Source organism: Allonocardiopsis opalescens (assembly GCF_003002095.1).
Classification (GTDB): Bacteria; Actinomycetota; Actinomycetes; order Streptosporangiales; family Streptosporangiaceae; genus Allonocardiopsis; species Allonocardiopsis opalescens.
The window spans coordinates 12,361-38,074 of record NZ_PVZC01000004.1; the positions used below are offsets into that span (position 1 = coordinate 12,361).

Below are 25,714 nucleotides of genomic sequence, written 5' to 3' on the forward strand. Positions count from 1 at the left end.
CCGGGGTGTCCCTCACCGCCACCGCGTCCGTCGCGGTCCGCCCCCGCGCGCTCCCGGCCCGGCCCACCCGCCGACCCAGCCGAGGAGAGCACTGATGTTCACCGGAATCGTCGAAGAACTGGGCACCCTCACCTCCATCGTCCCGGCCGGCGACGGCGGCGAGTCGGCGCTACTGGCCATCGAGGGCCCGCTGGTGGCCCAGGACGCCGTGCACGGCGCCTCCATCGCGGTGAACGGCGTCTGCCTCACCGTCGTCACCGCCGACGCCGCCGGCTTCACCGCCGACGCGATGGCCGAGACGATGCGCCGCTCCAACCTGGGCGCGCTCGAACCGGGGGCGCCGGTGAACCTGGAACGGCCGCTGCGCATGGGCGACCGTCTCGGCGGCCACCTGGTGCAGGGCCACGTCGACGGCGTCGGCACCATCCTGCGCCGCGAGAGCGCCGACCGCTGGGACGCCGTCGAGATCGGCCTGCCGCCCGACCTTGCCAGGTACGTGGTGGAGAAGGGCTCCATCGCCGTCGACGGCGTCAGCCTCACCGTCACCGCCGTCGGCGACGACCGCTTCGGGGTCGGGCTCATCCCGACCACGCTCGAACTCACCACCCTGGGCCGCAAGGGCGCCGGCGACACCGTCAACCTGGAGGTCGACGTGATGGGCAAGTACGTCGAGCGGCTGGCCGCGCACACGGCGGCCCCGCGATGACCGGCTGGCTGGACTGGGCGCAGGCGGGCTTCGACCTCTTCGGCGAGCGGGTCCGCTGGGCCGACCTCCTCGGCAACGCCGGCGCGCTCGGCGCCGTGTGGCTGGCGAGCCGGCGCACCGTGTGGACCTGGCCGGTGCAGCTGGTCGGCGCGGTGCTGCTGCTCGCGGTCTCCATCGACGTCGGCTTCGTCGGCAACGCGCTGAAGAACGCCATGGTCGCGGTGCTGGTCTGCTACGGCTGGTGGAAGTGGACCCGGGGCATCCGCGACGAGGGCGAGGTGCGGGTGCGGCCCGGCACCGCGCGCGAGCGGCTGGCGCTGGGCGCGCTCGCCCTCGTAGGCACCCTCGCCGTCGCGGCGCTGCTGCACTACACCGGCCAGTCCTGGGCGCCGCTGTTCGACGCCTTCATCTTCGTCGGCAGCGTCGCGGCCACCATCGCGCTCAGCCGGGGCCTGATGGAGTTCTGGCTGGTCTGGATCGCCGTCGACCTCGTCGGCGTGCCGATGGCGGTGCACTCCGGCCTGTGGGTAACGGCCGCGGTGTACAGCCTCTTCCTCGTACTGTGCCTGTCCGGGCTGCGCACCTGGACGCGCCGGTACCGCGACGACCAGGCCGCGCGGGCGACCACGCCGGGCGCCGCGACAGGGACAACGGCCGCCCACGGGGCCGAAGGGGGAACCGCATGACGTCCGCAGCGAGCACCGACGCCGCCTCCGACGACGCGGAGCCGGTCCGCCTCGACCCGGTCGAGGCGGCCGTCGCCGACATCGCCGCCGGGCGCCCGGTCGTGGTGGCCGACGACGCCGACCGCGAGAACGAGGGCGACATCATCTTCGCCGCCGACGCGGCAAGCCCCGAACTGGTCGCCTTCACCATGCTGCACTGCCGGGGCCTGCTGTGCGTCGCCGCCACCGGCCCCGAGCTCGACCGCCTCCAGCTGGCGCCGATGGTCAGCCGCAACACCGAGCACATGGGCACCGCCTTCACGGTCTCCGTCGACGCCGCCGAGGGCGTCACCACCGGCATCAGCGCGGCCGACCGCGCGCGCACCATCCGGCTGCTGGCCGACCCCGCGACCCGCCCCGAGGACCTGGCCAGACCCGGGCACGTCTTCCCGCTGCGGGCCAGGCCCGGCGGGGTGCTGGAGCGGCGCGGCCACACCGAGGCCGCCGTCGACCTGGCCCGGCTGGCCGGACGCGCCCCGTCCGGCGCGATCTGCGAGATCGCCCGCCCCGACGGCAGCATGGCCCGGCTGCCCGAGCTGCGCGCCTTCGCCGACGAGCACGAACTCAAGCTGATCACCGTCGCGCAGCTGGCCGCCTACCGGCGCCGCGCCGAGCGGCAGGTGGAGCGGGTGGTGGAGACCCGCATCCCCAACCACCACGGCGACTGGCGGGCCGTGGGCTACCGGGGGGCCGTCGACGGCACCGAGCACATCGCGCTCGTCTACGGCCCCGAAGGGGAGCCCGCCGACGCCGAGATCGAGCCGCCGCTGGTGCGGGTGCACTCCGAGTGCCTGACCGGCGACGTGTTCGGCTCCCGGCGCTGCGACTGCGGCACCCAGCTGGACGCCGCGATGGCCGAGATCGCCCGCGAGGGGCGCGGCGTGCTCGTCTACGCGCGCGGCCACGAGGGGCGCGGTATCGGCCTGCTGCACAAGCTGCGCGCCTACCGGCTCCAGGACGGCGGCGCCGATACGGTCGACGCCAACCTCGAGCAGGGCCTGCCCGCCGACGCACGCGACTACGCCGCCGCCGCGCACATCCTGCTCGACCTCGGCCACGACCGCGTCCGGCTGCTCACCAACAACCCGGACAAGGCCGCCGCCCTGGTCGACCACGGCGTCAAGGTCGCCGACCGGGTGCCGATGCCGGCCGTCGTCACCCCGGAGAACCTGCGCTACCTGGAGACCAAGCGCGACCGCTTCGGCCATGACCTGCCCGGACTGCCCGCCCCCACCGACCTGTGACGCCGCCGGGGCCCTGGCCCCGGCCGCCGCCCCCCGCCCGACGACCCCCGAGGAGACAGCCCATGAGCGGTACCGGCCGCCCCGACTCCAGCCCCGCCGACGCCGGCGGTATCCGCCTCGGCATCATCGGCACCCGCTGGCATGGCGAGATCGTGGACCAGCTCGTCGCCCGCGCCGTCGCCGCGGCCGGGCACTCCGGCGTCACCGACTCCACCCTGGTGCGGGTCGCCGGCGCCTTCGAGTTGCCCGTGATCGCCCAGGAGCTGGCCCGCAGCTGCGACGCGGTGCTCGCCCTCGGCGCGGTGGTGCGCGGCGAGACCCCCCACTTCGACTACGTGTGCGACGCCGTCACCACCGGGCTGGCCAGGGTCGCGCTGGACAGCTCCACCCCGGTTGGCAACGGGGTCCTCACCTGTGACACCCTGTCCCAGGCGCGCGACCGCGCGGGCTTCCCCGACAGCCCCGAGGACCAGGGCTGGGACGCCTGCGTGGCGGCGCTCGACACCGCCGCCGTGCTCCGCAGGCTGCGCGACACCCACGGCGCCGCGAGCCGGGCCGGCCAGGGCTAGCCCGTCCCGCCGGCCGGCGCCCGAACGGACCAGGGAGAACCCGCGTGACCGCGCCGATCCAGCCCCCGACGCTCCCGGTCGTCTGGCGCCCCCGCCGCGCCAGGACCGTGCCGCGCGCCATGGCCGTGGTGGTCAACATCGCCACCATCGGCCTCGCCGCCGCGCTGCCCGGCAGCTGGATGCTCTCGGACCGGCTTATGATGATCGCCCTCGGCGTCCTGATCGGCGCCGGCCTGCTCTTCCTCACCCGCCCCAAGATCGTCGGCGAGGAGCACCGCCTCATCGTGGTGAACATCGTCCGCACCCGCGTGCTTGACTGGGCCGAGATCGTGCACATCTCCATGCGCGAAGGCGAGCCCTGGCCCACCCTGGACCTCGCCGACGGCAGCACCCTGGCCGCCATGGGCATCCAGAGCAGCGACGGCGACCACGCCCTGCGCCAGCTCACCGAGCTCCGCGCCGCCGTCACCGCCAAGGGCGAGGCCGGCGAACCGGACGGGGCGTGAGCGGGGACCGCGTCGGGAGATCCGAACCCATCGCGGCGCGGTCTCCGAGCTCGTATCCAGAGGGCATGGCACAGACCGTCATCCGACTCACGGCCAGAATCTGGCGTGAGGACGACAGCTTCGTCTCCTTCTGCCCAGAACTCGGGGTCGCCAGCTGTGGTGACAGCTATGACCACGCTCGCGAGATGTTGCAGGAAGCGGTCGAGCTGTATCTGGAGGACATGGACGTCGAGGAGATCCTCAACCAGGTCCATCCTGAAGCAGCGGCCTTCCCGCTCGATGTGAAGATTCCAGCGTGAATCCGAGCCGATATCCACGGATCTCCGGACCGAAGCTGGTGAAGATACTGGAGCACCTCGGATTCGAGCGGCGTGGTGGCAAGGGCAGCCACACCAAGATGCGCAAGGGCACGCTGGTCGTCGTCGTACCGCACGCACGCGAGCTTCCTGTCGGGACGCCCGCGGCAACCCTCAAGCAGGCGGATCTCACCCCCGAACGACTGCGGGAACTCGACTGACTTCCAGCCTTACGTAATCTGAAGCCATGCGCGAGCGGTCGGCGGAGACGGCGTCCCCCGAGGGATTGGCGCGGGCGTTGGAAGCGCGCGGCTACCTCGCGGACGAAGGGCTCGCCACGGCCGCCTTCCTCGGGTTGGAGATGGCCCGGCCGCTGTTCCTGGAGGGCGACGCCGGGGTCGGCAAGACGGCCCTGGCGGCGGCGCTGGCCGAGGTGCTGGGCTCGGAGCTGATCCGGCTCCAGTGCTACGAGGGCATCGACGCCGCGCAGGCGCTCTACGACTGGGACTACCCCCGCCAGCTGCTGCACCTGCGGGCGGCCGAGGCGGGCGGCGCGGCCGATCCGGCGCGGCTGGAGGCCGAGCTGTACGACCGCAGGTTCCTCACCGCGCGGCCGCTGCTGCGCGCGCTGGAGGCGGGCACCGACCCGGCCGCCCCGCCGGTGCTGCTCATCGACGAGGTCGACCGCGCCGACGACGAGTTCGACGCCTTCCTGCTCGAAGTGCTCTCCGACTTCAGCATCTCCGTGCCGGAGCTGGGCACGATCCGAGCCGCGGTGCCGCCGCTGGTCGTGCTCACCTCCAACCGCACCCGCGAGGTGCACGACGCGCTGAAGCGCCGCTGCCTCTACCACTGGCTGCCGCACCCGGGCTTCGAGCGCGAACTCGCGATCATCCGCCGCCGCCTGCCCGGCGCCGCCGAGCGGCTGGCACGCGAGGTGGCCCGCGCCGCGCAGCGGCTGCGCGACCCCGACGCCCTCGGCGGCGAGCTGATCAAGCCGCCCGGCGTCGCCGAGAGCCTGGACTGGACCGAGGCGCTGCACCGGCTAGGGGCCCGGCACCTCGACGCCGACCGCGCCGCCCGCACCCTGGGCGCCGTCGCGAAGTATCGCGAGGACCACGAACTGCTGCGCGCCCGCCTCAGCGAGCTGATCGGCGCCGCCGGGACGGCGCCGTGACCCTCCGGCCCGGCCCCGCCGCCGACGCGGCGAACCGTCCCGACGCCCCCGACGTGGTGGCCGCGGTGGCGGGCTTCGCGCGGGTGCTGCGGGCGGCCGGGGTGGCGGCCGACGCAGGGCGGGTGCAGGCGCTGGTGGCGGCGCTGGACCGGCTCGGGGCGGGCGACGCGCGGCGGGTGTACTGGGCCGGGCGGCTCACCCTGTGCGCCGGGCCCGGCGACCTCGACCGCTACGACCGCTGCTTCGCCGCCTACTTCGGCGGCCGGGCGCTCCGCGTCCCGCCGTCCCCGCCGCGCCCGGCCGCGCGCCGCGCGGCCGCCGCGCTCGCCTTCGCCCTGCCGCCGGACGGCGCCGGCGGCAGGGCGGGCGGCGCCACCGCGCGCAGCGCGGTCAGCGAGGCCGAGGTGCTGCGCACCGCCGACATCCGCCGCCTCGGCCCCGAGCAGCGCGCCCAGCTGTACCGGCTGCTCGCCGCGATGGCCGCCGGGCGCCCCACCCGGCCCTCGCGCCGCCGCGCCCCGTCCCGGCGCGGCGCCGTGGACCCCGGCCGCACCCTGCGGGCCGCGCTGCGCAACGGCGGCGAGACGATCCGGCTGCGGCGCCGCAGCCGCACCGAGCGGCCGCGCCGGGTGGTGCTGCTGCTCGACGTCAGCGGCTCCATGGCGCCCTACGCGGGCGCCCTGCTCCGGTTCGGCTACGCCCTCGCGCGGTCCCACCCCGGCCACACCGAGGTCTTCAGCGTCGGCACCCGGCTGACCCGGCTCACCCGCGCCCTCGGCGGCCGCGAGCCCGACGCCGCGATGGCGGCGGTGTCGGCCGCGATCCCCGACTGGAGCGGCGGCACCCGGCTGGGCGGCGAGCTGAAGGAGTTCCTGGACCGCTACGGCCGGCGCGGCATGGCCAGGGGCGCCACCGTGGTGGTCTGCTCCGACGGCTGGGAGCGCGGCGACGCAGCACCGCTCGGTGTCCAGATGGCCCGGCTGTCGCGGCTCGCGCACCGGGTGGTGTGGTGCAATCCGCACCGCGGCCAGGCCGGCTACCGGCCGCTGGCGGCCGGGATGCGCGCCGCGCTGCCGTATGTGGACACCTTCGTCGCCGGGCACAGCCTGGCGGCGCTGCAAGAGCTGGCAACAGTGATCATCGGAGGCCGCCGTGCGTGACATCCTGCCCTCGATCTCCGGCCTGCTGGCCGACGGCGAGCGCTTCGCCCTCGCCACGGTGGTGCGGACCTTCCGCAGCGCCCCGCGCGAACCCGGCGCGGCCATGGCGGTGGCCGCGGGCGGCGAAGTCAGCGGCAGCGTCTCGGGCGGCTGCGTCGAGGGCGCCGTCTACGAGCTGGCCCAGCAGGTCATCGCCGACGGCCGTCCGGCGCTGGCCCGCTACGGCGTGAGCGACGACGACGCCTTCGCGGTCGGCCTCACCTGCGGCGGCACCATCGAGGTCTGGGTGGAGCCGGTCGACCCCGGCGCGCGGCCGCCGCTGCCGGAGCTGGTCGCCTCGGTGCGCGAGCACCGGCCGGTCGCGCTGGCCACCGTGATCGACGGCCCCGGCCGGATCGGCGCCCGCCGCATCGTCTGGCCCGACCGGGCCGAGGGCGACCTGGGTCCGGCCCGGCTGGAGGACGCCGTCGACGACGACGTGCGCGGCATGCTGGCCCAGGGCCGCACCGGCGAGCTGCACTACGGCGCGTCGGGGGAGCGGCGGCTGGACGAGCTGACCGTGTTCGTCCGCTCCTTCGCGCCGCCGCCCCGGATGCTGGTCTTCGGCGCCATCGACTTCGCGGCGGCCGTCTCCCGGGTCGGTGCCTTCCTCGGCTACCGCGTCACCGTCTGCGACGCCCGCCCGGTCTTCGCCACCCCGCGCCGCTTCCCCGACGCCGACGAGGTCGTGGTGAAGTGGCCGCACGTCTACCTGGCCGAGATCGCCGACGAGGTCGACGAGCGCACCGCCATCTGCGTCCTCACCCACGACCCCAAGTTCGACGTGCCCGTCCTGGAGATCGCGCTGCGCACGCGCGCCGGGTACGTCGGCGCGATGGGCAGCCGCCGCACCCACGACGACCGGATGGCGCGGCTGCGCGAGGCCGGCCTGACAGAGGCCGAACTGGCCCGGCTGCGCTCGCCGATCGGCCTCGACCTGGGCGCTCGCACCCCCGAGGAGACGGCCGTGTCGGTCGCCGCCGAACTGGTGCAGAACCGCTGGGGCGGCTCCGGGCGGCCGCTCACCACCACCGGCGGGCGCATCCACCGCGAGCCGGCCGCCGCGCCCGGAGGGGCCGCGGGCGGCTGACCTCAACCGGTCAGCCGCCCGCGCCGTGCGGGCGGTGGTAAGGGGGAAGAATCCCAGGGACCGCCCCAGCCGGCCCCACGGAGGTCGTCGATGTCCCCCGGCACGATCGTGCTGATCACCTTCGCCCTGGTCGTCGTCGCCGCCCTCATCCTGCTGTTCGCCATGCACCAGGTGCGCGTCATCAACCGGCCCGACGAGCGCACCCGCGAACGGGCCCGCGCCCGCGAGGCGGAGCGCCGCGAGGCCGAGGAGCGCGAGGCGCGCGGCGAAGGTGAGCGGTGAACCGGTCTCTGCGGACGACCGCCCCGGCGGCGGTGCTGATCGGAGTGGCGATCGCCGCCCTGCTGTTCTTCGGCTTCCGCGCCGTCCAGTCGACCGACGACGTCATCCGCTCCTACGAGGTCGAGGTGGTCGGCGACGGCGGCGCCCTGACGGTCATCGAGACCATCACCTACGACTACGGCGCGATTCCCGGGTGGGGGCCGGTCCGCACCCTGCCCCGCGCTCTCGACCAACCGGGAGGCGAGTCGGGCGACACCGGTCTGAGGGTGCTGGGCACGTCCTCGCGGGAGTCCGGCCCTGCCGAGGTGGTCGAGCACGACGACAGCGTTGAGGTGCGGTTCGGCCCTTCGACGCCGCTCCTCACCGGCGAACACACTTTCGAGCTGCGCTACCGTTACGGTCGCGCCGCCACCGAGGGCCGGTTCGTGTTCAACGCGGTCGGGCAGCCCTGGATCGCGCCGGTCGAGCGCGTCCGGGTCGACTATGAGGGTCTGATGCTCGCCGCCGTCGGCTGCGGCCGCGATCCGGCGACGGTCGGACCCCGCGGTGTCGGCGCCACCGACGTGGCACCGGCGCGCAGCGGGTGTGCGATGAGCGTGGAGCGCGACTCCGGAAGGCTCCAGAGTAGCCGCCTGGAGCCGGGCGAGGTGTTCGTCGTCGAGATGTCCGCGCCGCCCAGCCACTACGGGGGGCACCCCGGCACCCTGCCCGAGGCCGCGGACGGGAGCTTGGCCTCCTTCACCGGCCTGCTGTGGTCCATGATGAGCCCCATGGTGGCGGTGGCCGCGATCCTGGCCGTGGCGTACGCCGTGTTCGCTGAGGACGGGCCGCTGTCCCGGCTCCTCCTCGGCAGGCGGCGCCGCACCGCGCTGAAGGAGGTCTACATGTTCGATCGACCGGCCGGCGGACCGCCCGCTGGAGACGCGCCGGAGAGCGCGGCCGTGCCGGGTACCGGCGGGGGCCGGAACCGGGCCGAGCCGTACGGCGCCGACGCCGGCGGTGCTGCGGGCAGCGGGAACGGAGCCGCCGATGGCTCCGCGTAGCCCGGCCCGGCGGCTCGGACCGCTCGCCGCCCTGCTCGCGCTCGCCGTCGCCGCGCCGCTCACCGGCGCCGCCGCCGATGCCGAGGACCGCCGGATCACCTCCTTCACCGCCGACCTGGACGTCTCCGCCGACGGGGTGGTCGAGGTCCGGGAGGAGATCGTCTACGACTTCGGCACCGAGCCCGACCCCGGCTTCTTCCGGACGGTGCCCGAGACCTCCGAATTCGCCGGGTACGGCCTGCTCGACCTCGGCCTCACCGGGGTGGAGGCATACGAGGAGGGCGGCGGCGCCCCCGTCGAGATCGCCCGGGAGTCCGGCGAGACGGTGGTGCGGATCGGCGACTTCGCGGGCGAGCCGGCCATGACCGGCGTGCACACCTTCGTCGTCTCCTACCGGCTGGAGTCCGCCCTCCTCCCCGCCGACGGCGGTGCCCGCGCCTACCTGAACATCATCGGCACCGGCTGGGAGATCCCGATCGACGCCGCCGATGCGCGGATCTCCGCACCGGAGCCGCCGGCGGACGCCATCTGCTACGCCGGGGAGCACCTGTCGACCGACCCGTGCGATTCCGTGTCCGAGGACGGCGCGATGACCACTTTCACCCAGGGCGGCCTCGCACCGGGGGAGGCTTTCAGCGTGGACCTGCGGCTGCCGGGTGTGAGCGCGCCCGAGATGCGCGTGGTGGAGCCGGCCGGCGAAGCAGTCGAGTGGAGCGACTTCCAGCCGTTGATGCCCTTCGCCGTGGGCGTCGTCATGCTGCTGATTCTTGTCGGCACCCTCGTATCCTCCGAGCGCGAGGGCCGCGCCGGCGGCCGACGCTCCGGCTCCCGCGGATTCTATGGCGGCGGAGGTGGAGGCGGCGGAGGCGGCGGAGGCGGTGGCGGGGGAGGAGGAGGCGGTGGCGGCGGCGCCGGTGGGGGCGGCGGAGGTGGGGGCGGCGGCTAGGCTGCCGCCATGACGGCCTCCGCCCGCGTCGCCGGGCTGCTGCTCGCCGCCGGGGCCGGCCGCCGGCTCGGCCGGCCCAAGGCCCTGGTGGAGTTCTGCGGCGCCACCCTGCTCGACCGGGGCGTCCGGCTGCTGCGCACCGGCGGCTGCGGCCCCGTGGTCGTCGTCTCCGGCGCAGCCCCGCTCGACCCGCCCGAACTGCCGCAGGTCACCGTCCGGCACAACCCGGACTGGGCCGAGGGCATGGCGTCCTCGCTGCGCACCGGCCTGGCCGCGCTCGCCGAGGTGGCGGAGGGCGGTGCGGAGTCGGGCGCCGCGGTGGTCGCCCTGGTCGACCAGCCGCTGATCGGTCCCGAGGCGGTCGCCCGGCTGATCCGCGCGCACGCCGCCGGCGCCGGGATCGCCGTCGCCGGCTACGGCGGCCGTCCGCGCAACCCGGTGCTGCTCGCGCGGGAGCACTGGGCGGCGGTGGCGGCCGGGGCCCGCGGCGACGCCGGGGCGCGGCCCTTCCTGCGCGCCCGTCCCGAACTGGTCACCCTGGTGCCCTGCGACGGGACCGGCAGCCCCGACGACATCGACACCCCCGAGGACCTGGCCCGGCTCAGCGCCGCCGGGTGATCCCCCAGGTGTGGGTGACCTCCTGGCCCGGGTCGAGCACGATCAGCTGGCGGCCGGTGGCCAGCGCGTTGGGCGGGCACGACATCGGCTCGGCCGCCACCCCGGTGCGGGCGCCGTCGGGGCCGGGGTCGACACCGGTGAAGATCTGCAGCCAGGGCTGGGTGTCGTCCATCCACAGGCCGACCTCGTCCTCGGCGTCCGACAGCAGCACCCACGCCCGACCCTCGGCGTCGCGCTCCAGGTCGGTGTAGGCGTTGTCGATCAGCTCGCCGGTGACCGGCGCGGGGGAGCGGAAGTCGTAGCGGGTGCCCTCGACCGGGCGCGGCGGCTCGCGCGGGATCAGCCGCTCGTCGACGGGCTGCCAGGACGCCGCCGTGACGGTGAGCCGGCACTCGGTGATGGGGCGCCCCAGCGTCAGGTAGGGGTGGGCGCCGCTGCCGTAGGGCGCCGGCGCCGAGCCGCAGTTCATCGCGGTCAGCCGCACCGTCAGCCCGCCGGAGGCGTCCAGCTCGTAGCAGACCGACAGGTCGAGGTCGAAGGGGTAGCCGGTCTCGCCGCTCAGCCGGTGGCCGAGCCGCAGGTGCCGGTCGGTGACCTCCACGGGGGTCCACACCGCCCAGCGCGACAGGCCGTGGATGGCGTTGTCGCGCTCGGGCTCGTTGACGACGAGCCGGTGCTCGGCCCCGCCGAAGGTGTAGCGGCCGCGGTCGACCCGGTTGGGCCACGGAGCCAGCAGCTGCCCCCGGCACTGCGGCGGCCGGGCGCCCGCCGGGTAGTCGAGCACCAGGTCGCGGCCGTCGTGCCGGAGCAGGCGCAGCCCCGCCCCGGTGGCGTCGACGGTGGCGAGGTACGGGCCCGAGGTGATCGTGTACTCGGTCGCGGGGTTCGCGGCAGGGGACGTCATGTCACCATGATGGCGCCTGCACCGGCCGTCCCGGCGCAGTATCGCCCCGGCCGGTCGCGCCGGACCGGGCTCAGAGCACCCCCACGAGCAGGGCCAGCGGCAGCAGCACCCCCGACACCACCAGGCCGAGGCCGCTGTAGAGGATCCGCACCGCCACCACGGCCACCACCACGTAGGCCAGCCGGGCCGCGATCAGCCGGTGCAGGGCCTTGCGCTTGTCGTCGCCGGCCACCCGCCCGATGACCATCAGCGCGATGACCAGCACGAACGGGAACCACCAGTTCAGCGCGAACGGGATCAGCTCCAGCACGCCGGTGGCCAGGGCGGTGAGCGGCGCGATGGCCGCCCCGATGGTGTCCATGACGTCGTTCGCGGTGTTCAGCCAGCCCACGTCGGTGGGCGCCGCCCCGGACGCCGCGAGCATGCCGCCCAGGCCGTCCAGGAAGGCCAGCAGGGTGGCCGGGCGGGTGATCCGGCGGCACCGCCCCGCCGTCATCGCCTTCTCCACCCGCCGCATCCGGCGGCGCACCCGGGCGCGCTCGCGCTCGGCCCGCTTCCTGGCCGCCTCGGCCGGGTCGCCGGCCGCCCCGCCCGCGGCGTCGTCGGGGCGGTTCAGCCGCTCGCGGGCGTCGCGGACGCGGTCCTCGATGGCGCTGCGGGTGCCGGCCAGCGCGGCGCGGCGCCGCCGCAGCGCGGCGTCCCTGCGCTCCTTGGCGGTTCGGGCGCCGTCCTCGACGGCCGAGGGGAGGGTCAGCACCGCCGCCACCAGGGCGGCGCGGGCCGGCACCTCGGACTCGTCGCCGCGCACGGCGGTACGGCGCAGCTCCCGCCACCACGGCGCGTGCGGGGCGGCGCTGCGGTGCGCGGGGTGCCAGCTCTGCGCGCGCAGCAGCGCTCGGGCGCGCCCGAGCGCCTGCGGGTCCAGGGTGGCCTCGGCGGCCAGCCCCCAGGCGCGGTTCCACTCGTGCTCGGTGAACCGCAGCGGGCTCTCGGGGCCGTCGGGGGCGGCGGCCAGCCGCTCGATGTCGGCGCGCGCCTGGGAGACCACCAGCGGCACCTCGTGCTGCACGCGTTCGAGCAGGGCGCACCGGTTGGTGTTGGCCGCCCGGCACGACGGGTGCTCGCACCAGTGCCGCGCGGCCAGGCTCAGCACGTTCGCGCCGATCGCCTCGCGCAGCAGGGCCTGCCCGGCGGAGTCGCTGCCGGCCAGCGCCAGCACGCCCTCGGCGCTGATGTCGTGGCCCCGGTAGCGCGGCGGCATGCCCGGCACGAAGGTGGCGGCCAGCGCGCTGATCGCCACCTGCGCCTGGTCGGGGTCGTGCTGGAGCCGGTTGAGGTACTCGCGGTCGAAGGTGTGGTCGCCGACCTCGCGGTCCAGCCAGGTGCGCAGCAGCGACCAGTGGCTGCGCAGCCAGACCGCGCCCGCGTCGGAGCGGTCCAGCAGGTCGAAGGCGAGGCTGGCGGGGTCGTCGTGCTTGATGTCGGCGAAGGTGATCGGCTGGTACCTGCGGGCGGCGACCACCTCGGGGGTGCCGCCGTCCAGCCACTCGCGCACCTGGCCGTAGCCCCAGCGGGTCTCGGGGGTGGGGGTGAGCAGGCCGCGGGCCAGCAGCCGCCAGCGCGGGTCGGCGATGGCCGAGAGGTCGAGTTCGCTGTTGCGGGCGGCCAGCCAGTTCTCCCGGCGCTGCGGGCGGCGGCCGGTGGCGAGCTCGTGCGCGATGACGCCCAGCGACCACCAGGCGGCGGACTTCTCCCGGCGCCCCTCGATGATCTCCGGCGCGGCGTAGTCCTCGGTGATGGCGAACTGGCCGCCGTAGACGCGGCTCTTGGTGGCCCGCACCGCGCCGCCGAAGTCGGTGAGCGCGAACACCGGCGGCTCGGCCGTGCGCACCAACAGGTTGGCGGGCTTGACGTCGGTGTGGTTGTGCTGCAGCCGCTCCTGCCAGAAGTGCAGGCACTCGGCGACGGCGGCGACGATCGCGGTCCTGCGCTCCTCGGGCAGCGGCCCGTCGTCCATCAGCTGGCGCAGCGAGCCGTTGGGGAAGTACTCCTGCGCCTCCCACGACACCAGCGCGCCCCAGGCGTCGCGCACCTGGCCGTAGCCGCGGATCACCGGGGTGTGGGGGTCGGCGGCGGTGCGGGCGCGCAGCCGGTCCAGCAGTTCGCGGTTGATGTCGTTGCCCGGCCGGTAGACCTTGAGGGCGACCAGCTGCCCGCTCCCCTCGGGGGCGTCGGCCGGCTCGGCCAGGTACACCACGGCCTCGCCGCCCTCGCCGACCCGGTCCAGGACGCGGTAGCGGCGGCGGAGGTCGGCGGGAACGGCGTAGTTCAGCTCGCCCGAGGGACCGCCCGACACCCGCGAGTACAGCCGGCCGGCCAGCTCCCTGGTGCGCGCCAGCCAGCGGGGGCGCTCGGCGGCGGGCGGGTCGAGGCGGCCCAGCGGCGCGGTGCGGGGCGCGGCCGCGCCCGGCTCCACCAGGGTGCGGGGCGCGGCGGGCTCCACCAGGGTCCGCCGCTCGGGCTCCCTGACGGTGCGCCGGGTGAACCAGCGGGTGGGCGCCGCATTGGACAGCACCCGGGTGCGCGGGGTGCTGAACTCCTGGGTGGGTTCGCCATCGGGCGACATCGACCGTTGCGCCTCCGATCGTCGACGGGCCGGACTCGGGGGGCTGCTCCCACCCGTTCCAACGCGCGACCGCGCGGCCGAGTTGCGACGTCCGGACTTGCGGCCGCGCCGCCGCTCGGCGGTCCGGCACCGATGAGACGCGCGGACGCGGCCGATGGACTCACCTTACGGCCGCCGCGTCCGCCGCGGAGGGCCGGCGAACCCCGAAAAACTCCCTAGTTGACGCCCATGAGGTCGACCACGAAGATCAGGGTCTCGTTCGGCTTGATGGCGCCGCCCGCGCCGCGCGAGCCGTAGGCCAGTGCGGGCGGGATGACCAGCCGACGGCGGCCGCCGACCCGCATGCCGGCCACGCCGCGGTCCCAGCCCTCGATGACCTGGCCGGCGCCCAGGGTGAACTCCAGCGGGGCGCCCCGGTTCCAGGAGGCGTCGAACTCCTCGCCGGTGGAGAAGGCGACCCCGACGTAGTGCACGCTCACCGGGCGGCCGGGCACGGCCTCGGGGCCGTCGCCGGGGGCGAGGTCGGTGATCTCCAGGTCGGCGGGGGGCGGGCCGTCGATGAAGTCGATCTCCGGGCGCTGCAGGCTCACGGGCTCTCCTCGGGGGGTGGTGCCGCCGGCGTGCGGGCGGCTCGGATGCGTCCCGTCGAGCGTAGTGGACCTGCCGCGGCGGCCGGTCCGGTCGGGCCCGGCGCACGCCGTCGGCTCAGTGCTCGCCTTCGCCGCGTGGCGGCACGCCGAGCCGCTCGCACGCCTCCCGGTACATCCGCACCACCTCGCGGCGGATCTGCGGGCGCTCGGTGACGGGGCCCGACCACGGCACCCGCACCTGGTGGCCCCCGTCGGGGCCGACAGCCTCGAACACCGCCGCCTGCGCGTCCAGCCCGGTCATCCGGGCCGCGCTCGCGTCCGGGCGCCCGCCGAGCGCGCGCACGATCAGCAGCGTGTCGTCCGCGTGGTCGTCGTTCATGTGCCGGCACACCGCCGCCACCACCTCGGGGCCGAACGGGCTCGCGGCCGCCTGACCGGTCACGTCTCCTCCTGGTCCGCCGTCGACGTGCGGGGAGTGCCAGCCTACGCGCCCGCCCGGCGGCCCTGCGGGGCGCCCGGCCGCCGGCCGGACGCCCCAGGGGAGCGGTGCGGGGGCGGTCAGTCGCCCTGGCGGGTGAACTCGGCGTCGATCTCCAGCTTGACCTTGTCGCCGACCACGACGCCGCCGCCGTCCATCGGCATCTCGATGGTGATGCCGAAGTCCCTGCGGTTGATCTCGCCCTCCAGCGAGAAGCCGACCCGGTCGTTGCCGTAGGGGTCCTTGCGGCCGCCGTTGTACTCCAGCTCCAGCTCGACCGTGCGGGTGACGCCGTGCAGGGTCAGCTCGCCCACCAGCACGTAGTCGTCGCCGTCGGGCCGCACGGCGGTGGACCGGAAGCTGAACCGCGGGTGGTTCTCGGCGTCGAAGAAGTCGGCCGAGCGGATGTGGTCGTCGCGCTGCTGGTTGCCGGTGTCCAGGGAGGACGCCTCGATGGTCGCCTCGGCGGTGGACTGGGTCGGGTCCTCGGCCACGACCAGGGTCGCGTCGAACTCCCGGAAGCGGCCGCGCACCTTGCTCACCATCATGTGCCGCACGGTGAAGCCGATCTCGCTGTGCGTCGGGTCGATCTTCCAGGTGCCGGCGATCAGGCCGGGCAGGGTCGTGGTGGTCATGTCGTGTCTCCTTCGAGCGTGGGGCTTCCTGGTGCGGCCGGAGGTGTCCGGCGCGCCGGTACCGCCGGCGGCGGCCGGGACGCTCCCGCCGCACGGGGGGCGGCGGGCGGGCGTCCGCACGGGCGCGCGGGCCGGCGGACCGGTCCGGGCTCCGCGCGGCTCGGGGCCGTCGGTGAGAACCGTAGCGAGTTAACACTTGAACCTTCAACTATCTTCCCCGGTGCGTATGATGGCGGGTATGACCGGTACCCGATGGCTCGACACGTCTGAGCAGTGCATCTGGCGGTCCTACCTGGCGGCCACCTCGCTGCTCGAGGACCGCCTCGACCGCGAGATCAGCGCGGCCTCCGGGCTCTCGGTGATCGAGTACGGCATCCTCGCCCACCTGTCGGAGGCGGAAGGGCGCCGGATGCGGATGAGCGCCCTCGCCGACACCGTCCTTGTCTCCAAGAGCCGGCTGTCCCACCAGGTCGCGCGGTTGGAGCGCGACGGCCACGTCCGCCGCGAGGTCTGCCCCGACGACCGCAGGGGGGCCTTCGCGGTCCTCACCGACGAGGGCTACGAACTGCTGGTCTCCATCGCCCCCGTCCACGTCGACGGCGTCCGCACCCACCTGTTCGACCAGCTCGAACCCGAGCAGGTCCAGCAGCTCGCCGAGATCACCCGCCGGCTCGTCGCGCACCTGCGCGAGCTGCCCGAGGTGGTGCGCTGCCCGTCCGCGCGCTCCGGCGCCGGCGCGAAGTAGCGGCGCCGACGTGCCCGGCCCCACCGTCATCGGCGGCGACGAGCGCTTCCGCGGCGACGACGGCTCCGCCGACCCCGTGCTCACCGCCGCGCTGCGCGGCTACGCCGCCGACCCCGCGCGCTCCCGCCCCGTCGCCGCCGCCCTCGCCGGCCGGCGGCTGCTGGTGACGATGGTCACCGTCAAGGTCCCCGGCGGCACCGAGGTGCGCCAGCCGCTGCTCACCGGCGCGGGCGGCCGCCAGGCCGTCCCCGCCTTCGGCTCGGCCGAGGCCGTGCGCCGCTGGCGCGCCGACGCCCGGCCGGTGCCCGCCGCCGCCGCCGACGTCTGCCGCTCCGCACGCGAGGCCGGCGCCGCCGTCGTCATCGACGTCGCCGGCCCGGTCCCGTACCTGCTGGACGGCCGCGCGCTCCAGCAGCTGGCCGACTACGGCCGCCTGCTCGAACCCGGCGAGGACCCCGAGGTGCTGGCCGCCGTGCACCGCGCCACCCGCCCCGACCCCGAGGTCTCCCGCGTCCGCTTCCTGCCCGCCCCCGACGGCGGGCAGGACGCCGAGCCCGCCGCCGACCTGGCACTCCAGCTCGAGCTGTACCGCCTGGACGACGCCGTCGTGCACCGCGTCGCGCGGCGGCTGCGCACCGAGCTGGGTCCGCTGCTGCCCGGCGGCGTGGCGCTGAGCGCCGTGGCGGCCCCGCCGGGCGCCGCGCGCTAGCCCGAGTCGCGGCGCACCTCGGCGCGCCGGTCAGCGGTTAGAGTGCCCCCCGTGATCCCCCTCTCGGCGCCGCACCTGGTCACCGGAATCCTCACGGCGCTCGTGGGCGCCGGGCTCGGTCCGGCGCTGGCCGGCCTGTACCCGCTGTTCCGCGCCACCCGGCCCGACGACGAGGAGCCGCCGCCGGGAAGCTGCCCCCGCTGCGCCGCACGCGTCGCCTGGCGCGAGCCGCGCACGGTGCTGCGCGCCATGGCCGGGCGCTGCCACTCCTGCGGCGAGCCGATCCGCCGCGACACCGTCGGGATCACCATCGCCGCCGCCGCCGTGCTCGGCCTGCTCGGCCTGCGCTTCGGCCCCGCGCCCGAACTGCCCGCCTACCTGTTCCTCGGCGCGGTCGCGGTGCTGCTGACCTTCATCGACGCCCGCGTCAAGCGGCTGCCGGACATGTTCACCCTCCCGGCCTACCCGGTCGCGCTGCTGCTGCTGGCCGCCGCGGCGCCCTTCGCGCACGACGGCTGGGCCGCGCTGCTCAGCGCACTGGCCGGCCTGGTCGGCCTCGGCCTGTTCTACGGGCTGCTGTGGTTCATCTACCCGGCCGGCATGGGCTTCGGCGACGTCAAGCTCTCCGGCCTGCTCGGCCTCTACCTCGGCTGGCTGGGCCTGGGCGCGGTGCTGTACGGCGCCTTCGCCGGCTTCCTCTTCGGCACCGTCGTCGGCGTGGTGCTGATAGCGCTCGGCCGCGCCACCCGCAGATCGGCCATCCCCTTCGGCCCGTACATGATCATCGGCACGCTGGCCGTGGTGCTGGCCTCGCCGCTGCTGCTCGCCTGAGCCGCGGGCCCGTCACTCCCCGGCCGGCACCCGGGCGGCGGCCGGCGGCGCCTCCCGCGCCGCCCGCCGCCGCGCCGCCCGGCCGCGCAGCAGCACCGCGGCCACCGCCGCCACCGACACCCCGGCCAGCAGCAGGTAGCTGACCAGCCCGAGCTGCTCCCCGTAGACGCGGAAGGAGGCCCCCGCCGCGGCTCCCACGCCCGTGTACACCAGGGACCACAGCACCGAGCCGGCCGCGAGCCAGCCGATGAACCGGCGGTAGGGCATGCCGACCGCCCCCGCGACGATCGGCACCAGCGCGTGGATCACCGCCACGAAGCGCGAGCCGGCCACCGCCGCCCCGCCCCTGCGCCGCAGCAGCGCCTCGGCCTGGTCCCACCGCTCCGCGCCGATCATCCGGCCCAGCCGGGTCCGCCGCACGGCGGGACCGAAGCGGCGGCCGATCAGGTAGCCGCCGCTGGCGCCGAGGATCCCGCCCAGCGAGGCCGCCGCGGCCACCGACGCGAAGCGCAGCGGGTCCGTGGCGGTGGTGCCCGCCAGCATCACCACGATGTCGCCCGGCACCGCCAGGCCGATGAGAGCCGAAGTCTCCACCACCATGAACGCGGTGGTGATGCCCGCCACCGCGAGCAGCGGCAGGCCCGCCAGCGCGTCCAGCACACCGGAGATGAAGTCGTTCACGGGTTCCCATCGGTCGAGGCCGGCCGGCGGCGCCTCCGCCCCGGCGCGTGTCGGCGGAACGGCGCCTGAGCCGGTTCCCTACGCTTAGTCAACGATGTCCAGTCGAGACGGCGCCGGGCAAGTACCCCCGGGCCAACACCGGGGGACACTCCGGGGGCACCCTGACGGCCGAGTCAGGGGCGAGGCGCAGGGAGGACGGCCGAAGCCGTGAGCGAACGCACCGAGGGCGCACACTTCTACCTGGCCCGGCACGGCCGCACGGTCTGGCACGAGCACAACCGCTACGCCGGCAGCAGCGACGTCGACCTGGACGGCGACGGCCGCGAGCAGGCGCTGCGGCTGGCCGACTGGGCCGCCACCGAGGTCAGCCTGGACCGCATCGCCGTCTCCCCGCTGCGCCGGGCCCGCGACACCGCGGCGCCGGTCGCCGAGCGCACCGGCCTGGTGCCCGTCGTGGACGAGCGGCTGCGCGAGCAGGACTTCGGCACCGGCGAGGGCCGCACCCTGGACGACCTCGTCCGCGAGGCGCCCGAGGTGGCGCGCGGCTTCGACACCGACCCGGTCGCGCACCCCTTCCCCGGCGCCGAGCCGCCCGAGGCGGCAGCCGAGCGGGCCGTCGCCTGCCTGGACGAGCTGGCGCGCGGCGGCGGCTCCGTGCTGGTGGTGGCGCACGGCACCCTGCTGCGGCTGGTGCTGTGCACGGTCCTCGGCCTGCCGCTGCGCGAGTACCGGCGGCTCTTCCCCGAGGTGCGCAACACCGCCGTCACCGAGCTGCGCTGGCACGACCGCCACCACGTCGGCCTGCTCGCCTTCAACGCCAAGGTCCGCTGAGGCGGCCCGCACCCGCAGGCGTCACCGCAGGTGCGAAGCGGTCCGCACTCCGTGGAAGGATTGGGGGCATGTTGCGCTGGTTGACCGCAGGTGAGTCCCACGGCCCCGCCCTCGTCGCGATCCTGGAGGGCCTGCCGGCCGGTGTCGAGGTCACCACCGACGACATCGCCGCCGCCCTGCTGCGCCGCCGCGCCGGCTACGGCCGCGGCGCCCGGATGAAGTTCGAGCAGGACCGCGTCACGATCGTCGGCGGCGTCCGCCACGGCCGCACCCTCGGCGGGCCCGTCGCCATCGAGGTCGCCAACTCCGAGTGGCCCAAGTGGGAGCAGGTCATGGCGGCCGACCCCGTCGACCCCGCCGTGCTCGCCGACCTCGCCAGGAACGAACCCCTCACCCGGCCCCGGCCCGGCCACGCCGACCTCGCCGGCATGCAGAAGTACGGCCACACCGAGGCCCGGCCGATCCTGGAGCGCGCCAGCGCCCGCGAGACCGCCGCCCGGGTCGCCATCGGCGAGGTGGCCAGGCGCTTCGTCCACCAGCTGCTCGGCGCCCGCGTCCTCAGCCACGTCGTGTCCATGGGCGGGGTCGCCGTCCCCGACGGCCTGCTGCCCCGCCCCGACGATCTGGAGCGCATCGACGCCGACCCCGTCCGCTGCGCCGACCCCGAGACCTCCGCGCGGATGGTCGCCGAGGTCGACGACACCAAGAAGGCCGGCGACACCCTCGGCGGCGTCGTGGAGGTGCTGGCCTACGGCCTGCCCCCCGGCCTGGGCAGCCACGTCCACTGGGACCGCCGCCTGGACGCCCGGCTGGCCGGCGCGCTGATGGGCATCCAGGCCATCAAGGGCGTGGAGGTCGGCGACGGCTTCCGCACCGCCGCCCGGCGCGGCTCCGACGCCCACGACGAGATCGCCGGCACCCCCGCCGGCGTGCGGCGCACCTCCAACCGCGCCGGGGGCGTCGAGGGCGGCATGACCACCGGCGAGCCGCTGCGGGTGCGCGCCGCCATGAAGCCCATCGCCACCGTCCCGCGCGCCCTGGCCACCATCGACGTCGCCACCGGCGAGCCCGCCCGGGCCCACCACCAGCGCAGCGACGTCACCGCCGTCCCCGCCGCGGGCGTGGTCGCCGAGGCGATGGTCGCCCTCGTCCTGGCCGAGGCCGCCGTGGAGAAGTTCGGCGGCGACTCCGTCGAGGAGTCCGGCCGCAACCTCGCCGGCTACCTGGCGGCGCTGCGGATCAGCTGACCGGCGCCGCGCGGGCCACCGCGTGCGCGGACGCGTCGCGCGCCGGGCCGCCGTCCGGCCCCCGCACGCCCGCCGGACGGCGCACCGAGCGCCCGCAATACGCTGGAGAGAGGACCCGCCCGGGTCCGCTGAGGAGAGACACCACCATGACACGACCGATCGCGGTCCTGGTCGGAGCGCCGGGAGCCGGCAAGTCCACCGTCGGCGCGGCCCTGGCCGAGCGGATCGGCACCGACTTCCTGGACACCGACGCCGAGATTGAGGCGCGTGCGGGCAAGTCCGTCGGCGACATCTTCATCGAGGACGGCGAGGACGCCTTCCGCGCCCTGGAGCGCTCGGCCGTCGCCGACGCCCTGGCGCGCCACCCCGGCGTGCTCGCCCTGGGCGGCGGCGCCGTCCTGGACGAGGGCACCCGCGCCCTGCTCGCCGAGCACCACGTGGTCTACCTCCAGGTCGAGTTCCGCGACGCCGCCAAGCGCGTCGGCCTCGACCAGGCCAGGCCGCTGCTGTTCGGCAACCCCCGCGCCCGCCTCCAGGCCCTCCTCAAGGAACGCCTGCCGGTCTACGAGTCCGTCGCCACCGTCACCGTCGCCACCTCGGGCTACCACCCCGAGGAGATCGTCGACGAGATCGTCACCACCCTCGGCGACCGCGCGGGCCAGCGGACGTGACCCGGTGACAGTACGGGCCACCCGCTACCTGTACCTGTCCCGCCACGCGGAGGCGTCGCCCGAGGGCCGACTGACCGAGGCCGGCCGCCGCCAGGCCGAACTGCTCGGCGAGCGCCTGGCCGCCGCGCCGATCACCCGCCTGCGCCATGGTCCACTGGCCCGGACGGCGCAGACCGCCGAGACCGTCGCCGGCTTCCTGCCCAACGCCGTCCCCGAGGCCGACGACGCGGCCGGCGACTACCCCCCGCACTTTCCGGGGCCGACCGAACTCCCCGCCGCCTTCGCCCCCACCGCCGAAGGCTTCCTGGCCGGCTTCGACGCCGCGGACCGCGAGCGCGGCCCCGACCTGGCCCGCTCCGCCCTGACCCGCTACACCGGCCCCGCCGAGTCCGAAGACGACCGCCACGAACTGGTCATCACCCACGCCTTCCTCATCGGCCACCTGGTGGGCCAGGCCCTGGACGCCCCGCCCTGGCGCTGGCTCACCCTCAACCCCGCCAACGCCGCCTTGACCGTGATCCGCTACACCCCGGACCGTCCCGCCTCCGTCCTTCTCTTCAACGACATGCGGCACCTTCCCGAAGAGCTGCGCTGGACCGGTTTCCCGCCCGGCCCGAGGTTCTGACCGCGCGGCCCACCACCCGCGATCGAGCGAGCGACACGGCGCGCGAAGCGCCATCATGTCGAAGCCCTGGACAGTGCTTTGGACCAGGACGGCGCGCTGATGCGCCGGTGAACCATGGTGAACCAGGTCGTCATGGCCGAGCAACTCGACCACCTGATGGCTCTGGCAGACTTGGGACGGTCAGTTTGCAGGTGCTCCCCAGCACCACGCCGGCCTCGTCGGTGCCTTTCGACTGCTCTCGTTCGGTGACCGGCTCCCGGTCGTGTATGTGGAGCATGCGGGAGGTGGCGAGTTGCTGACCAGCGCCGCAGACGTGCGACGCTTCACGGCGGTGTACCGGAACCTGCAGCCGTGGGCGCTCACCCCGGGTGAGTCCCTGGACTTGATCAAAGCCGTACGCGAGACCTTTGGGAGAGCGCGATGGGTGAGTGGCGCAAGTCGTCGTACAGCCAGGCTTCCGGTGACTGCGTGGAGGTGAGAGAGGGCGATCCGATCGCCGAGGTGCGCGACACCAAGGACCCGGACCGACGCTCGCTGGCCTTCGCGGTGGTCGAGTGGAGCCGTTTCATACGTGCGGTGCAGGCGGACGCCTTCGGTGTCTGAAGCACTCGTCCCGAGACCACGGAACTGAAGGAACTATGACCCCCACCCGGATCACCGTAGGCGGCACCGGCGCCGCGCCCTACGACGTCGTCGTCGGCCACGGAGTGAGCGGCGAGCTGGCGGGGCTGGTGGGGGAGCGGGCCCGCCAGGTGGCCGTGGTGCACCCCGAGAGCCTGGCCGAGCTGGCGGCGCCCTTCGTCGCCGCGCTGGAGAAGGCCGGGTACCTGGTGCTCGCGCTGCCCGTTCCCGACGGCGAGGCGGCCAAGGAGCTCGCGGTCGCGGCGGGGCTGTGGGCGGAGCTGGGGAAGGCCGGGTTCACCCGGACCGACGCGGTCGTCGGGATCGGCGGTGGTGCGGCCACCGATCTGGCTGGGTTCGTCGCGGCCTGCTGGCTGCGCGGAGTGCGGGCGGTGCTGGTGCCGACCACGCTGCTGGCCATGGTGGACGCGGCCGTGGGCGGCAAGACGGGGGTGAACACGGCCGAGGGCAAGAACCTGGTCGGCGCCTTCCACCCTCCGGCCGGGGTGCTGTGCGATCTGGACCTGCTGGCCACCCTGCCCCGGGCCGACCACGTCGCGGGGCTGGCCGAGGTGGTCAAGGCGGGCTTCATCGCCGACCCCGCCATCCTCGGGCTGATCGAGGCCGACCCCCAGGGCGCCGCCCGCGCGGACGGCACCCATCTGCGCGAGCTGGTGGAGCGGGCCGTCGCGGTCAAGGCCGAGGTGGTCTCGGCCGACCTCCGCGAGAGCGGCCGCCGCGAGATCCTGAACTACGGCCACACCCTCGGCCATGCCGTCGAGCGGCGCGAGCGGTACCGCTTCCGGCACGGCGACGCGGTCGCCATCGGGATGGTCTTCGCCGCCGAGCTGTCCCGGCTGGACGGCCGCATCCCCGCCGAGCTGGTCGGGCGCCACCGCGAGCTGCTGACCGCCGTCGGCCTGCCCACGCGCTACCCGGCCGACGCCTGGCCCGAGCTGCGCGCGGCCATGCGGGTGGACAAGAAGGCCCGCGGCGCCACCCTGCGCTTCGTCGTGCTGGACGGCGTCGCCAGGCCCGCCATCCTGACCGCCCCCTCGGACGAGCTGCTGCACGCCGCCTATGAGGAGGTCTCCCGTGCCTGACCCCACCGCGCCCGAGCGGCCCGGTACCGTGCTGGTGCTCAACGGTCCCAACCTCGGCCGGCTCGGCAGCCGCGAGCCCGACGTGTACGGCTCGCTCGACTTCGCCGGGCTGGTGCGGCTCTGCGAGGAGGCGGCGGCCGCCCTGGGGCTGCGCGCCGACGTGCGCCAGACCGACGACGAGGCCGAACTCGTCGGCTGGCTGCACGAGGCGGCCGACCGGGCGCTGCCCGTGGTGCTCAATCCGGCCGCCTTCACCCACTACTCCTACGCGCTGCGCGACGCCGCCGCCCAGCGCACCGCGCCGCTGATCGAGGTGCACATCTCCAATCCCTACGCCCGCGAGAGCTTCCGGCACACCTCGGTGGTGGGCGCCGTGGCCACCGGCACGATCGCCGGATTCGGCACCGACTCCTACCTGCTCGCGCTGCGCGCCCTGGCCGGCTCGGCGCGCTCCTGAGCACGGCCTGGCCGCCGACGCCCCGTCGGCCGGGTAAACTCAGGCCCCGATCCCTTGAACCCGATTCGCGCTGCAAGCTGCCCGACTGAAGAGAGACGACCGACGTGGCGACGACCAACGACCTCAAGAACGGCATGACCCTGCGGCTCGACGGCGGCGACCTCTGGAACGTCGTGGAGTTCCAGCACGTCAAGCCCGGCAAGGGCGGCGCGTTCGTGCGCACCAAGCTCAAGAACGTGCTCTCCGGCAAGGTCGTCGACAAGACCTTCAACGCCGGCGTGAAGGTGGAGGTCGCCAACGTCGACAAGCGGGAGATGCAGTACCTCTACCGCGACGGCGAGGACTTCGTGTTCATGGACACCGAGACCTACGACCAGATCAACGTCCCTCCCGTCACGGTCGGCTCCGCCTCCGACTACCTGCTGGAGGGCGCCACCGCCGTCGTCGCGGTGAACGAGGGCAACCCGCTCTACATCGAGCTGCCCGCCGCCGTCGAGCTGGAGATCACCCAGACCGAGCCCGGCCTGCAGGGCGACCGCTCCACCGGCGGCACCAAGCCCGCCACCGTCGAGACCGGCGCCACCGTCCAGGTCCCGCTGTTCATCACGATCGGCGAGCGCGTCCGCGTCGACACCCGCAGCGGCGACTACCTCGGCCGCGCGAACTGACCCGCGGCCCCGGGCCGCGACCCCACGACACACGGCGTACCCCCGCCACACCGCCACGGTCCCGCCGGACACCGGCGGCACCCCTGATGAGGAGCGATGGCCAAGCGCACCAAGGCACGCAAGCGGGCGCTGGACGTGCTGTACGAAGCCGAACTGCGCGGCCTGGCGGCGAGTGACGTGCTGAAGCGGCGGGTGGCCCTGGCCGACCCGCCGATCAACCCCTACACGGCCGACCTGGTCGACGGCATCGGCGCGCACGCCGAGCGGATCGACGAGCTGCTGACCGAGCACGCCATTGGCTGGACGCTGGACCGCATGCCGGTGGTCGACCGCAACATCCTGCGCATCGGCCTGTTCGAGCTGCTGTGGGGCGACGACGTCCCCGAGGGCGTCGCGATCAGCGAGGCCGTGCTGCTGGCCAAGGAGATGTCCACCGACGAGTCCCCGGTCTTCATCAACGGCCTGCTGTCCCGGCTGCTCGAACTGAAGCCCTCGCTGAACTACTAGCCGGCCGGCGCGCCGCCGAAGCCGATCTCGTTGCCGTCGGGGTCGCGGTACAGCGCCTTGCGCACGCCGTTTCCGTAGGCGACCCGCTCCGCGGGCTCGACCCCGCGCGCCGACGCCGCCGCGACGAAGGCGTCGAGCTCGTCGACGAACACGGTGACCAGGGAGTGGTCGGCGTGCGCGGCGTCCTGCTCGACGGCGACCGAGCGGTGCTCGGCCAGCTCCCACACCGCCTCGGTGCCGGACACGACGTAGGGCTCGGACCCCAGCAGCCTCGTGTACCAGGGCACCGCGGCGGCCTGGTCTCGGACGTATATCCCGGCGTACAGATCGAGCGGCATGCGGCCATGCTAGAGGCCGCACTCCCGCCCGCCCGACCAGGCCGTT

Annotated in this window: 33 protein-coding genes and 1 pseudogene; 27 read left to right on the top strand and 7 right to left on the bottom strand. The window is 75.1% G+C overall.

The features are described from left to right. Nucleotides 1-94: 94 nt before the first annotated feature. From CLV72_RS13510 to CLV72_RS13575, 14 genes are all read left to right on the top strand, one after another. Nucleotides 95-706, top strand: a complete 612-nt coding sequence (locus tag CLV72_RS13510; RefSeq protein WP_106245556.1) for a riboflavin synthase — start codon at nt 95-97, stop codon at nt 704-706. Continuing rightward, nucleotides 703-1,392 carry a nicotinamide riboside transporter PnuC gene (pnuC, locus tag CLV72_RS13515; RefSeq protein ID WP_106245558.1) on the top strand — a complete coding sequence of 230 codons (690 nt, stop codon included), beginning with the start codon at nt 703-705 and terminating at the stop codon, nt 1,390-1,392. Before CLV72_RS13510 ends, pnuC begins: the two co-directional genes overlap by 4 nt. Beyond that, entirely contained in the window at nt 1,389-2,675 is a 1,287-nt protein-coding gene (locus CLV72_RS13520) for a bifunctional 3,4-dihydroxy-2-butanone-4-phosphate synthase/GTP cyclohydrolase II (RefSeq protein ID WP_106245560.1), read from the top strand. Before pnuC ends, CLV72_RS13520 begins: the two co-directional genes overlap by 4 nt. Before the next feature lie 62 nt (nt 2,676-2,737). After that, nucleotides 2,738-3,244 (top strand): 6,7-dimethyl-8-ribityllumazine synthase, encoded by a 507-nt coding sequence (gene ribH / locus CLV72_RS13525; protein WP_106245562.1) that lies wholly within the window; start codon nt 2,738-2,740, stop codon nt 3,242-3,244. 44 nt (nt 3,245-3,288) lie between these two features. Then, nucleotides 3,289-3,750 (top strand): PH domain-containing protein, encoded by a 462-nt coding sequence (locus CLV72_RS13530; RefSeq protein WP_245930176.1) that lies wholly within the window; start codon nt 3,289-3,291, stop codon nt 3,748-3,750. A gap of 65 nt (nt 3,751-3,815) precedes the next feature. Then, nucleotides 3,816-4,049 carry a type II toxin-antitoxin system HicB family antitoxin gene (locus CLV72_RS13535; protein WP_106246921.1) on the top strand — a complete coding sequence of 78 codons (234 nt, stop codon included), beginning with the start codon at nt 3,816-3,818 and terminating at the stop codon, nt 4,047-4,049. After that, complete coding sequence (locus tag CLV72_RS13540; protein WP_106245564.1) at nt 4,046-4,267, top strand: type II toxin-antitoxin system HicA family toxin; 222 nt, start codon at nt 4,046-4,048, stop codon at nt 4,265-4,267. Before CLV72_RS13535 ends, CLV72_RS13540 begins: the two co-directional genes overlap by 4 nt. A 26-nt stretch (nt 4,268-4,293) precedes the next feature. Further along, nucleotides 4,294-5,223 (top strand): AAA family ATPase, encoded by a 930-nt coding sequence (locus tag CLV72_RS13545; protein WP_106245566.1) that lies wholly within the window; start codon nt 4,294-4,296, stop codon nt 5,221-5,223. Next, nucleotides 5,220-6,383, top strand: coding sequence for a vWA domain-containing protein (locus CLV72_RS13550; protein WP_106245568.1), 1,164 nt, complete (start codon nt 5,220-5,222; stop codon nt 6,381-6,383). Before CLV72_RS13545 ends, CLV72_RS13550 begins: the two co-directional genes overlap by 4 nt. Next, nucleotides 6,376-7,512, top strand: coding sequence for an XdhC family protein (locus tag CLV72_RS13555; protein WP_106245570.1), 1,137 nt, complete (start codon nt 6,376-6,378; stop codon nt 7,510-7,512). Before CLV72_RS13550 ends, CLV72_RS13555 begins: the two co-directional genes overlap by 8 nt. Before the next feature lie 90 nt (nt 7,513-7,602). Further along, nucleotides 7,603-7,794 carry a hypothetical protein gene (locus CLV72_RS13560; protein WP_106245572.1) on the top strand — a complete coding sequence of 64 codons (192 nt, stop codon included), beginning with the start codon at nt 7,603-7,605 and terminating at the stop codon, nt 7,792-7,794. Further along, nucleotides 7,791-8,837: a DUF2207 domain-containing protein gene (locus tag CLV72_RS13565; protein WP_106245574.1), complete on the top strand. Its 1,047-nt coding sequence runs from the start codon at nt 7,791-7,793 to the stop codon at nt 8,835-8,837. The genes CLV72_RS13560 and CLV72_RS13565 overlap by 4 nt, the downstream gene beginning before the upstream one ends. Beyond that, nucleotides 8,824-9,783, top strand: coding sequence for a DUF2207 domain-containing protein (locus CLV72_RS13570; protein ID WP_106245576.1), 960 nt, complete (start codon nt 8,824-8,826; stop codon nt 9,781-9,783). The genes CLV72_RS13565 and CLV72_RS13570 overlap by 14 nt, the downstream gene beginning before the upstream one ends. A 9-nt stretch (nt 9,784-9,792) precedes the next feature. Then, complete coding sequence (locus CLV72_RS13575) at nt 9,793-10,401, top strand: nucleotidyltransferase family protein (RefSeq protein ID WP_106245578.1); 609 nt, start codon at nt 9,793-9,795, stop codon at nt 10,399-10,401. Here the strand turns inward: CLV72_RS13575 and CLV72_RS13580 are convergent. The 5 genes from CLV72_RS13580 to CLV72_RS13600 form a co-directional block, all read right to left on the bottom strand. Then, nucleotides 10,385-11,305, bottom strand: a complete 921-nt coding sequence (locus CLV72_RS13580; protein WP_106245581.1) for an aldose 1-epimerase family protein — start codon at nt 11,303-11,305, stop codon at nt 10,385-10,387. The genes CLV72_RS13575 and CLV72_RS13580 overlap by 17 nt on opposite strands. A gap of 70 nt (nt 11,306-11,375) precedes the next feature. After that, nucleotides 11,376-13,931 carry a serine/threonine-protein kinase gene (locus tag CLV72_RS13585; RefSeq protein WP_106245583.1) on the bottom strand — a complete coding sequence of 852 codons (2,556 nt, stop codon included), beginning with the start codon at nt 13,929-13,931 and terminating at the stop codon, nt 11,376-11,378. A gap of 215 nt (nt 13,932-14,146) precedes the next feature. Next, nucleotides 14,147-14,521, bottom strand: a complete 375-nt coding sequence (locus CLV72_RS13590; protein WP_106245585.1) for an FKBP-type peptidyl-prolyl cis-trans isomerase — start codon at nt 14,519-14,521, stop codon at nt 14,147-14,149. A 115-nt stretch (nt 14,522-14,636) separates the two neighbouring features. Beyond that, nucleotides 14,637-14,963, bottom strand: coding sequence for a DUF2470 domain-containing protein (locus CLV72_RS13595; RefSeq protein WP_281262416.1), 327 nt, complete (start codon nt 14,961-14,963; stop codon nt 14,637-14,639). A gap of 116 nt (nt 14,964-15,079) precedes the next feature. Then, nucleotides 15,080-15,634, bottom strand: coding sequence for a YceI family protein (locus CLV72_RS13600; protein ID WP_106245587.1), 555 nt, complete (start codon nt 15,632-15,634; stop codon nt 15,080-15,082). 229 nt (nt 15,635-15,863) lie between these two features. Here CLV72_RS13600 and CLV72_RS13605 point away from each other — a divergent pair, with 229 nt between their 5' ends. The 3 genes from CLV72_RS13605 to CLV72_RS13615 are packed head-to-tail and all read left to right on the top strand — an operon-like array spanning nt 15,864 to nt 17,919. Beyond that, entirely contained in the window at nt 15,864-16,379 is a 516-nt protein-coding gene (locus CLV72_RS13605; protein WP_106246927.1) for a MarR family winged helix-turn-helix transcriptional regulator, read from the top strand. Nucleotides 16,380-16,389: 10 nt separating this feature from the next. After that, nucleotides 16,390-17,088, top strand: coding sequence for an SseB family protein (locus tag CLV72_RS13610; protein WP_106245590.1), 699 nt, complete (start codon nt 16,390-16,392; stop codon nt 17,086-17,088). 51 nt (nt 17,089-17,139) lie between these two features. Continuing rightward, a complete protein-coding gene (locus CLV72_RS13615; protein ID WP_245930180.1) occupies nt 17,140-17,919 on the top strand; it encodes a prepilin peptidase in 780 nt (259 codons plus the stop codon). A gap of 12 nt (nt 17,920-17,931) precedes the next feature. On the opposite strand, the gene CLV72_RS13620 is transcribed toward CLV72_RS13615, so the two are convergent. After that, nucleotides 17,932-18,600 carry a DedA family protein gene (locus tag CLV72_RS13620; protein WP_106245592.1) on the bottom strand — a complete coding sequence of 223 codons (669 nt, stop codon included), beginning with the start codon at nt 18,598-18,600 and terminating at the stop codon, nt 17,932-17,934. A 207-nt stretch (nt 18,601-18,807) separates the two neighbouring features. On the opposite strand from CLV72_RS13620, the gene CLV72_RS13625 reads away from it, so the two are divergent. The 10 genes and pseudogenes from CLV72_RS13625 to nusB all read left to right on the top strand — a co-directional run bounded on the left by CLV72_RS13625 (nt 18,808) and on the right by nusB (nt 25,330). Beyond that, nucleotides 18,808-19,431, top strand: coding sequence for a histidine phosphatase family protein (locus CLV72_RS13625; protein WP_106245595.1), 624 nt, complete (start codon nt 18,808-18,810; stop codon nt 19,429-19,431). A gap of 68 nt (nt 19,432-19,499) precedes the next feature. Next, nucleotides 19,500-20,678, top strand: coding sequence for a chorismate synthase (gene aroC / locus CLV72_RS13630; RefSeq protein ID WP_106245598.1), 1,179 nt, complete (start codon nt 19,500-19,502; stop codon nt 20,676-20,678). Nucleotides 20,679-20,824: 146 nt separating this feature from the next. Continuing rightward, nucleotides 20,825-21,349: a shikimate kinase gene (locus tag CLV72_RS13635; protein WP_106245601.1), complete on the top strand. Its 525-nt coding sequence runs from the start codon at nt 20,825-20,827 to the stop codon at nt 21,347-21,349. Between the two features lie 4 nt (nt 21,350-21,353). After that, nucleotides 21,354-21,974, top strand: a complete 621-nt coding sequence (locus tag CLV72_RS13640) for a histidine phosphatase family protein (protein ID WP_106245603.1) — start codon at nt 21,354-21,356, stop codon at nt 21,972-21,974. A 211-nt stretch (nt 21,975-22,185) separates the two neighbouring features. Continuing rightward, nucleotides 22,186-22,452: pseudogene (locus tag CLV72_RS33925) on the top strand (Scr1 family TA system antitoxin-like transcriptional regulator); the annotation flags it as partial. After that, complete coding sequence (locus CLV72_RS13645) at nt 22,395-22,577, top strand: DUF397 domain-containing protein (RefSeq protein WP_106245605.1); 183 nt, start codon at nt 22,395-22,397, stop codon at nt 22,575-22,577. The pseudogene CLV72_RS33925 and the gene CLV72_RS13645, both read left to right, overlap by 58 nt. Before the next feature lie 35 nt (nt 22,578-22,612). Beyond that, the gene (gene aroB, locus CLV72_RS13650) at nt 22,613-23,698 is read left to right on the top strand and encodes a 3-dehydroquinate synthase (RefSeq protein WP_106245607.1); all 1,086 of its coding nucleotides are present in this window, start codon (nt 22,613-22,615) and stop codon (nt 23,696-23,698) included. Next, the gene (aroQ, locus tag CLV72_RS13655; protein ID WP_245930181.1) at nt 23,691-24,155 is read left to right on the top strand and encodes a type II 3-dehydroquinate dehydratase; all 465 of its coding nucleotides are present in this window, start codon (nt 23,691-23,693) and stop codon (nt 24,153-24,155) included. The genes aroB and aroQ overlap by 8 nt, the downstream gene beginning before the upstream one ends. 104 nt (nt 24,156-24,259) lie before the next feature. Further along, a complete protein-coding gene (efp, locus tag CLV72_RS13660) occupies nt 24,260-24,823 on the top strand; it encodes an elongation factor P (protein ID WP_106245612.1) in 564 nt (187 codons plus the stop codon). 96 nt (nt 24,824-24,919) lie between these two features. Continuing rightward, nucleotides 24,920-25,330: a transcription antitermination factor NusB gene (gene nusB / locus CLV72_RS13665; protein WP_106245614.1), complete on the top strand. Its 411-nt coding sequence runs from the start codon at nt 24,920-24,922 to the stop codon at nt 25,328-25,330. Here nusB and CLV72_RS13670 read toward each other — a convergent pair. After that, the gene (locus CLV72_RS13670) at nt 25,327-25,668 is read right to left on the bottom strand and encodes a VOC family protein (RefSeq protein WP_106245617.1); all 342 of its coding nucleotides are present in this window, start codon (nt 25,666-25,668) and stop codon (nt 25,327-25,329) included. The two genes, nusB and CLV72_RS13670, sit on opposite strands and share 4 nt — an antisense overlap. Nucleotides 25,669-25,714: the final 46 nt, after the last annotated feature.

Coding starts and splice junctions, on each gene's coding strand:
- nusB (WP_106245614.1), top strand. CDS start 24,920: ATGGCCAAGCGCACCAAGGCACGCAAGCGGGCGCTGGACGTGCTGTAC.
- CLV72_RS13580 (WP_106245581.1), bottom strand. CDS start 11,305: ATGACGTCCCCTGCCGCGAACCCCGCGACCGAGTACACGATCACCTCG.
- CLV72_RS13605 (WP_106246927.1), top strand. CDS start 15,864: ATGGCGGGTATGACCGGTACCCGATGGCTCGACACGTCTGAGCAGTGC.
- CLV72_RS13545 (WP_106245566.1), top strand. CDS start 4,294: ATGCGCGAGCGGTCGGCGGAGACGGCGTCCCCCGAGGGATTGGCGCGG.
- aroB (WP_106245607.1), top strand. CDS start 22,613: ATGACCCCCACCCGGATCACCGTAGGCGGCACCGGCGCCGCGCCCTAC.
- CLV72_RS13635 (WP_106245601.1), top strand. CDS start 20,825: ATGACACGACCGATCGCGGTCCTGGTCGGAGCGCCGGGAGCCGGCAAG.
- CLV72_RS13670 (WP_106245617.1), bottom strand. CDS start 25,668: ATGCCGCTCGATCTGTACGCCGGGATATACGTCCGAGACCAGGCCGCC.
- ribH (WP_106245562.1), top strand. CDS start 2,738: ATGAGCGGTACCGGCCGCCCCGACTCCAGCCCCGCCGACGCCGGCGGT.
- CLV72_RS13570 (WP_106245576.1), top strand. CDS start 8,824: ATGGCTCCGCGTAGCCCGGCCCGGCGGCTCGGACCGCTCGCCGCCCTG.
- CLV72_RS13600 (WP_106245587.1), bottom strand. CDS start 15,634: ATGACCACCACGACCCTGCCCGGCCTGATCGCCGGCACCTGGAAGATC.
- aroC (WP_106245598.1), top strand. CDS start 19,500: ATGTTGCGCTGGTTGACCGCAGGTGAGTCCCACGGCCCCGCCCTCGTC.
- CLV72_RS13560 (WP_106245572.1), top strand. CDS start 7,603: ATGTCCCCCGGCACGATCGTGCTGATCACCTTCGCCCTGGTCGTCGTC.
- CLV72_RS13520 (WP_106245560.1), top strand. CDS start 1,389: ATGACGTCCGCAGCGAGCACCGACGCCGCCTCCGACGACGCGGAGCCG.
- CLV72_RS13645 (WP_106245605.1), top strand. CDS start 22,395: ATGGGTGAGTGGCGCAAGTCGTCGTACAGCCAGGCTTCCGGTGACTGC.
- CLV72_RS13585 (WP_106245583.1), bottom strand. CDS start 13,931: ATGTCGCCCGATGGCGAACCCACCCAGGAGTTCAGCACCCCGCGCACC.
- CLV72_RS13535 (WP_106246921.1), top strand. CDS start 3,816: ATGGCACAGACCGTCATCCGACTCACGGCCAGAATCTGGCGTGAGGAC.
- CLV72_RS13510 (WP_106245556.1), top strand. CDS start 95: ATGTTCACCGGAATCGTCGAAGAACTGGGCACCCTCACCTCCATCGTC.
- pnuC (WP_106245558.1), top strand. CDS start 703: ATGACCGGCTGGCTGGACTGGGCGCAGGCGGGCTTCGACCTCTTCGGC.
- CLV72_RS13575 (WP_106245578.1), top strand. CDS start 9,793: ATGACGGCCTCCGCCCGCGTCGCCGGGCTGCTGCTCGCCGCCGGGGCC.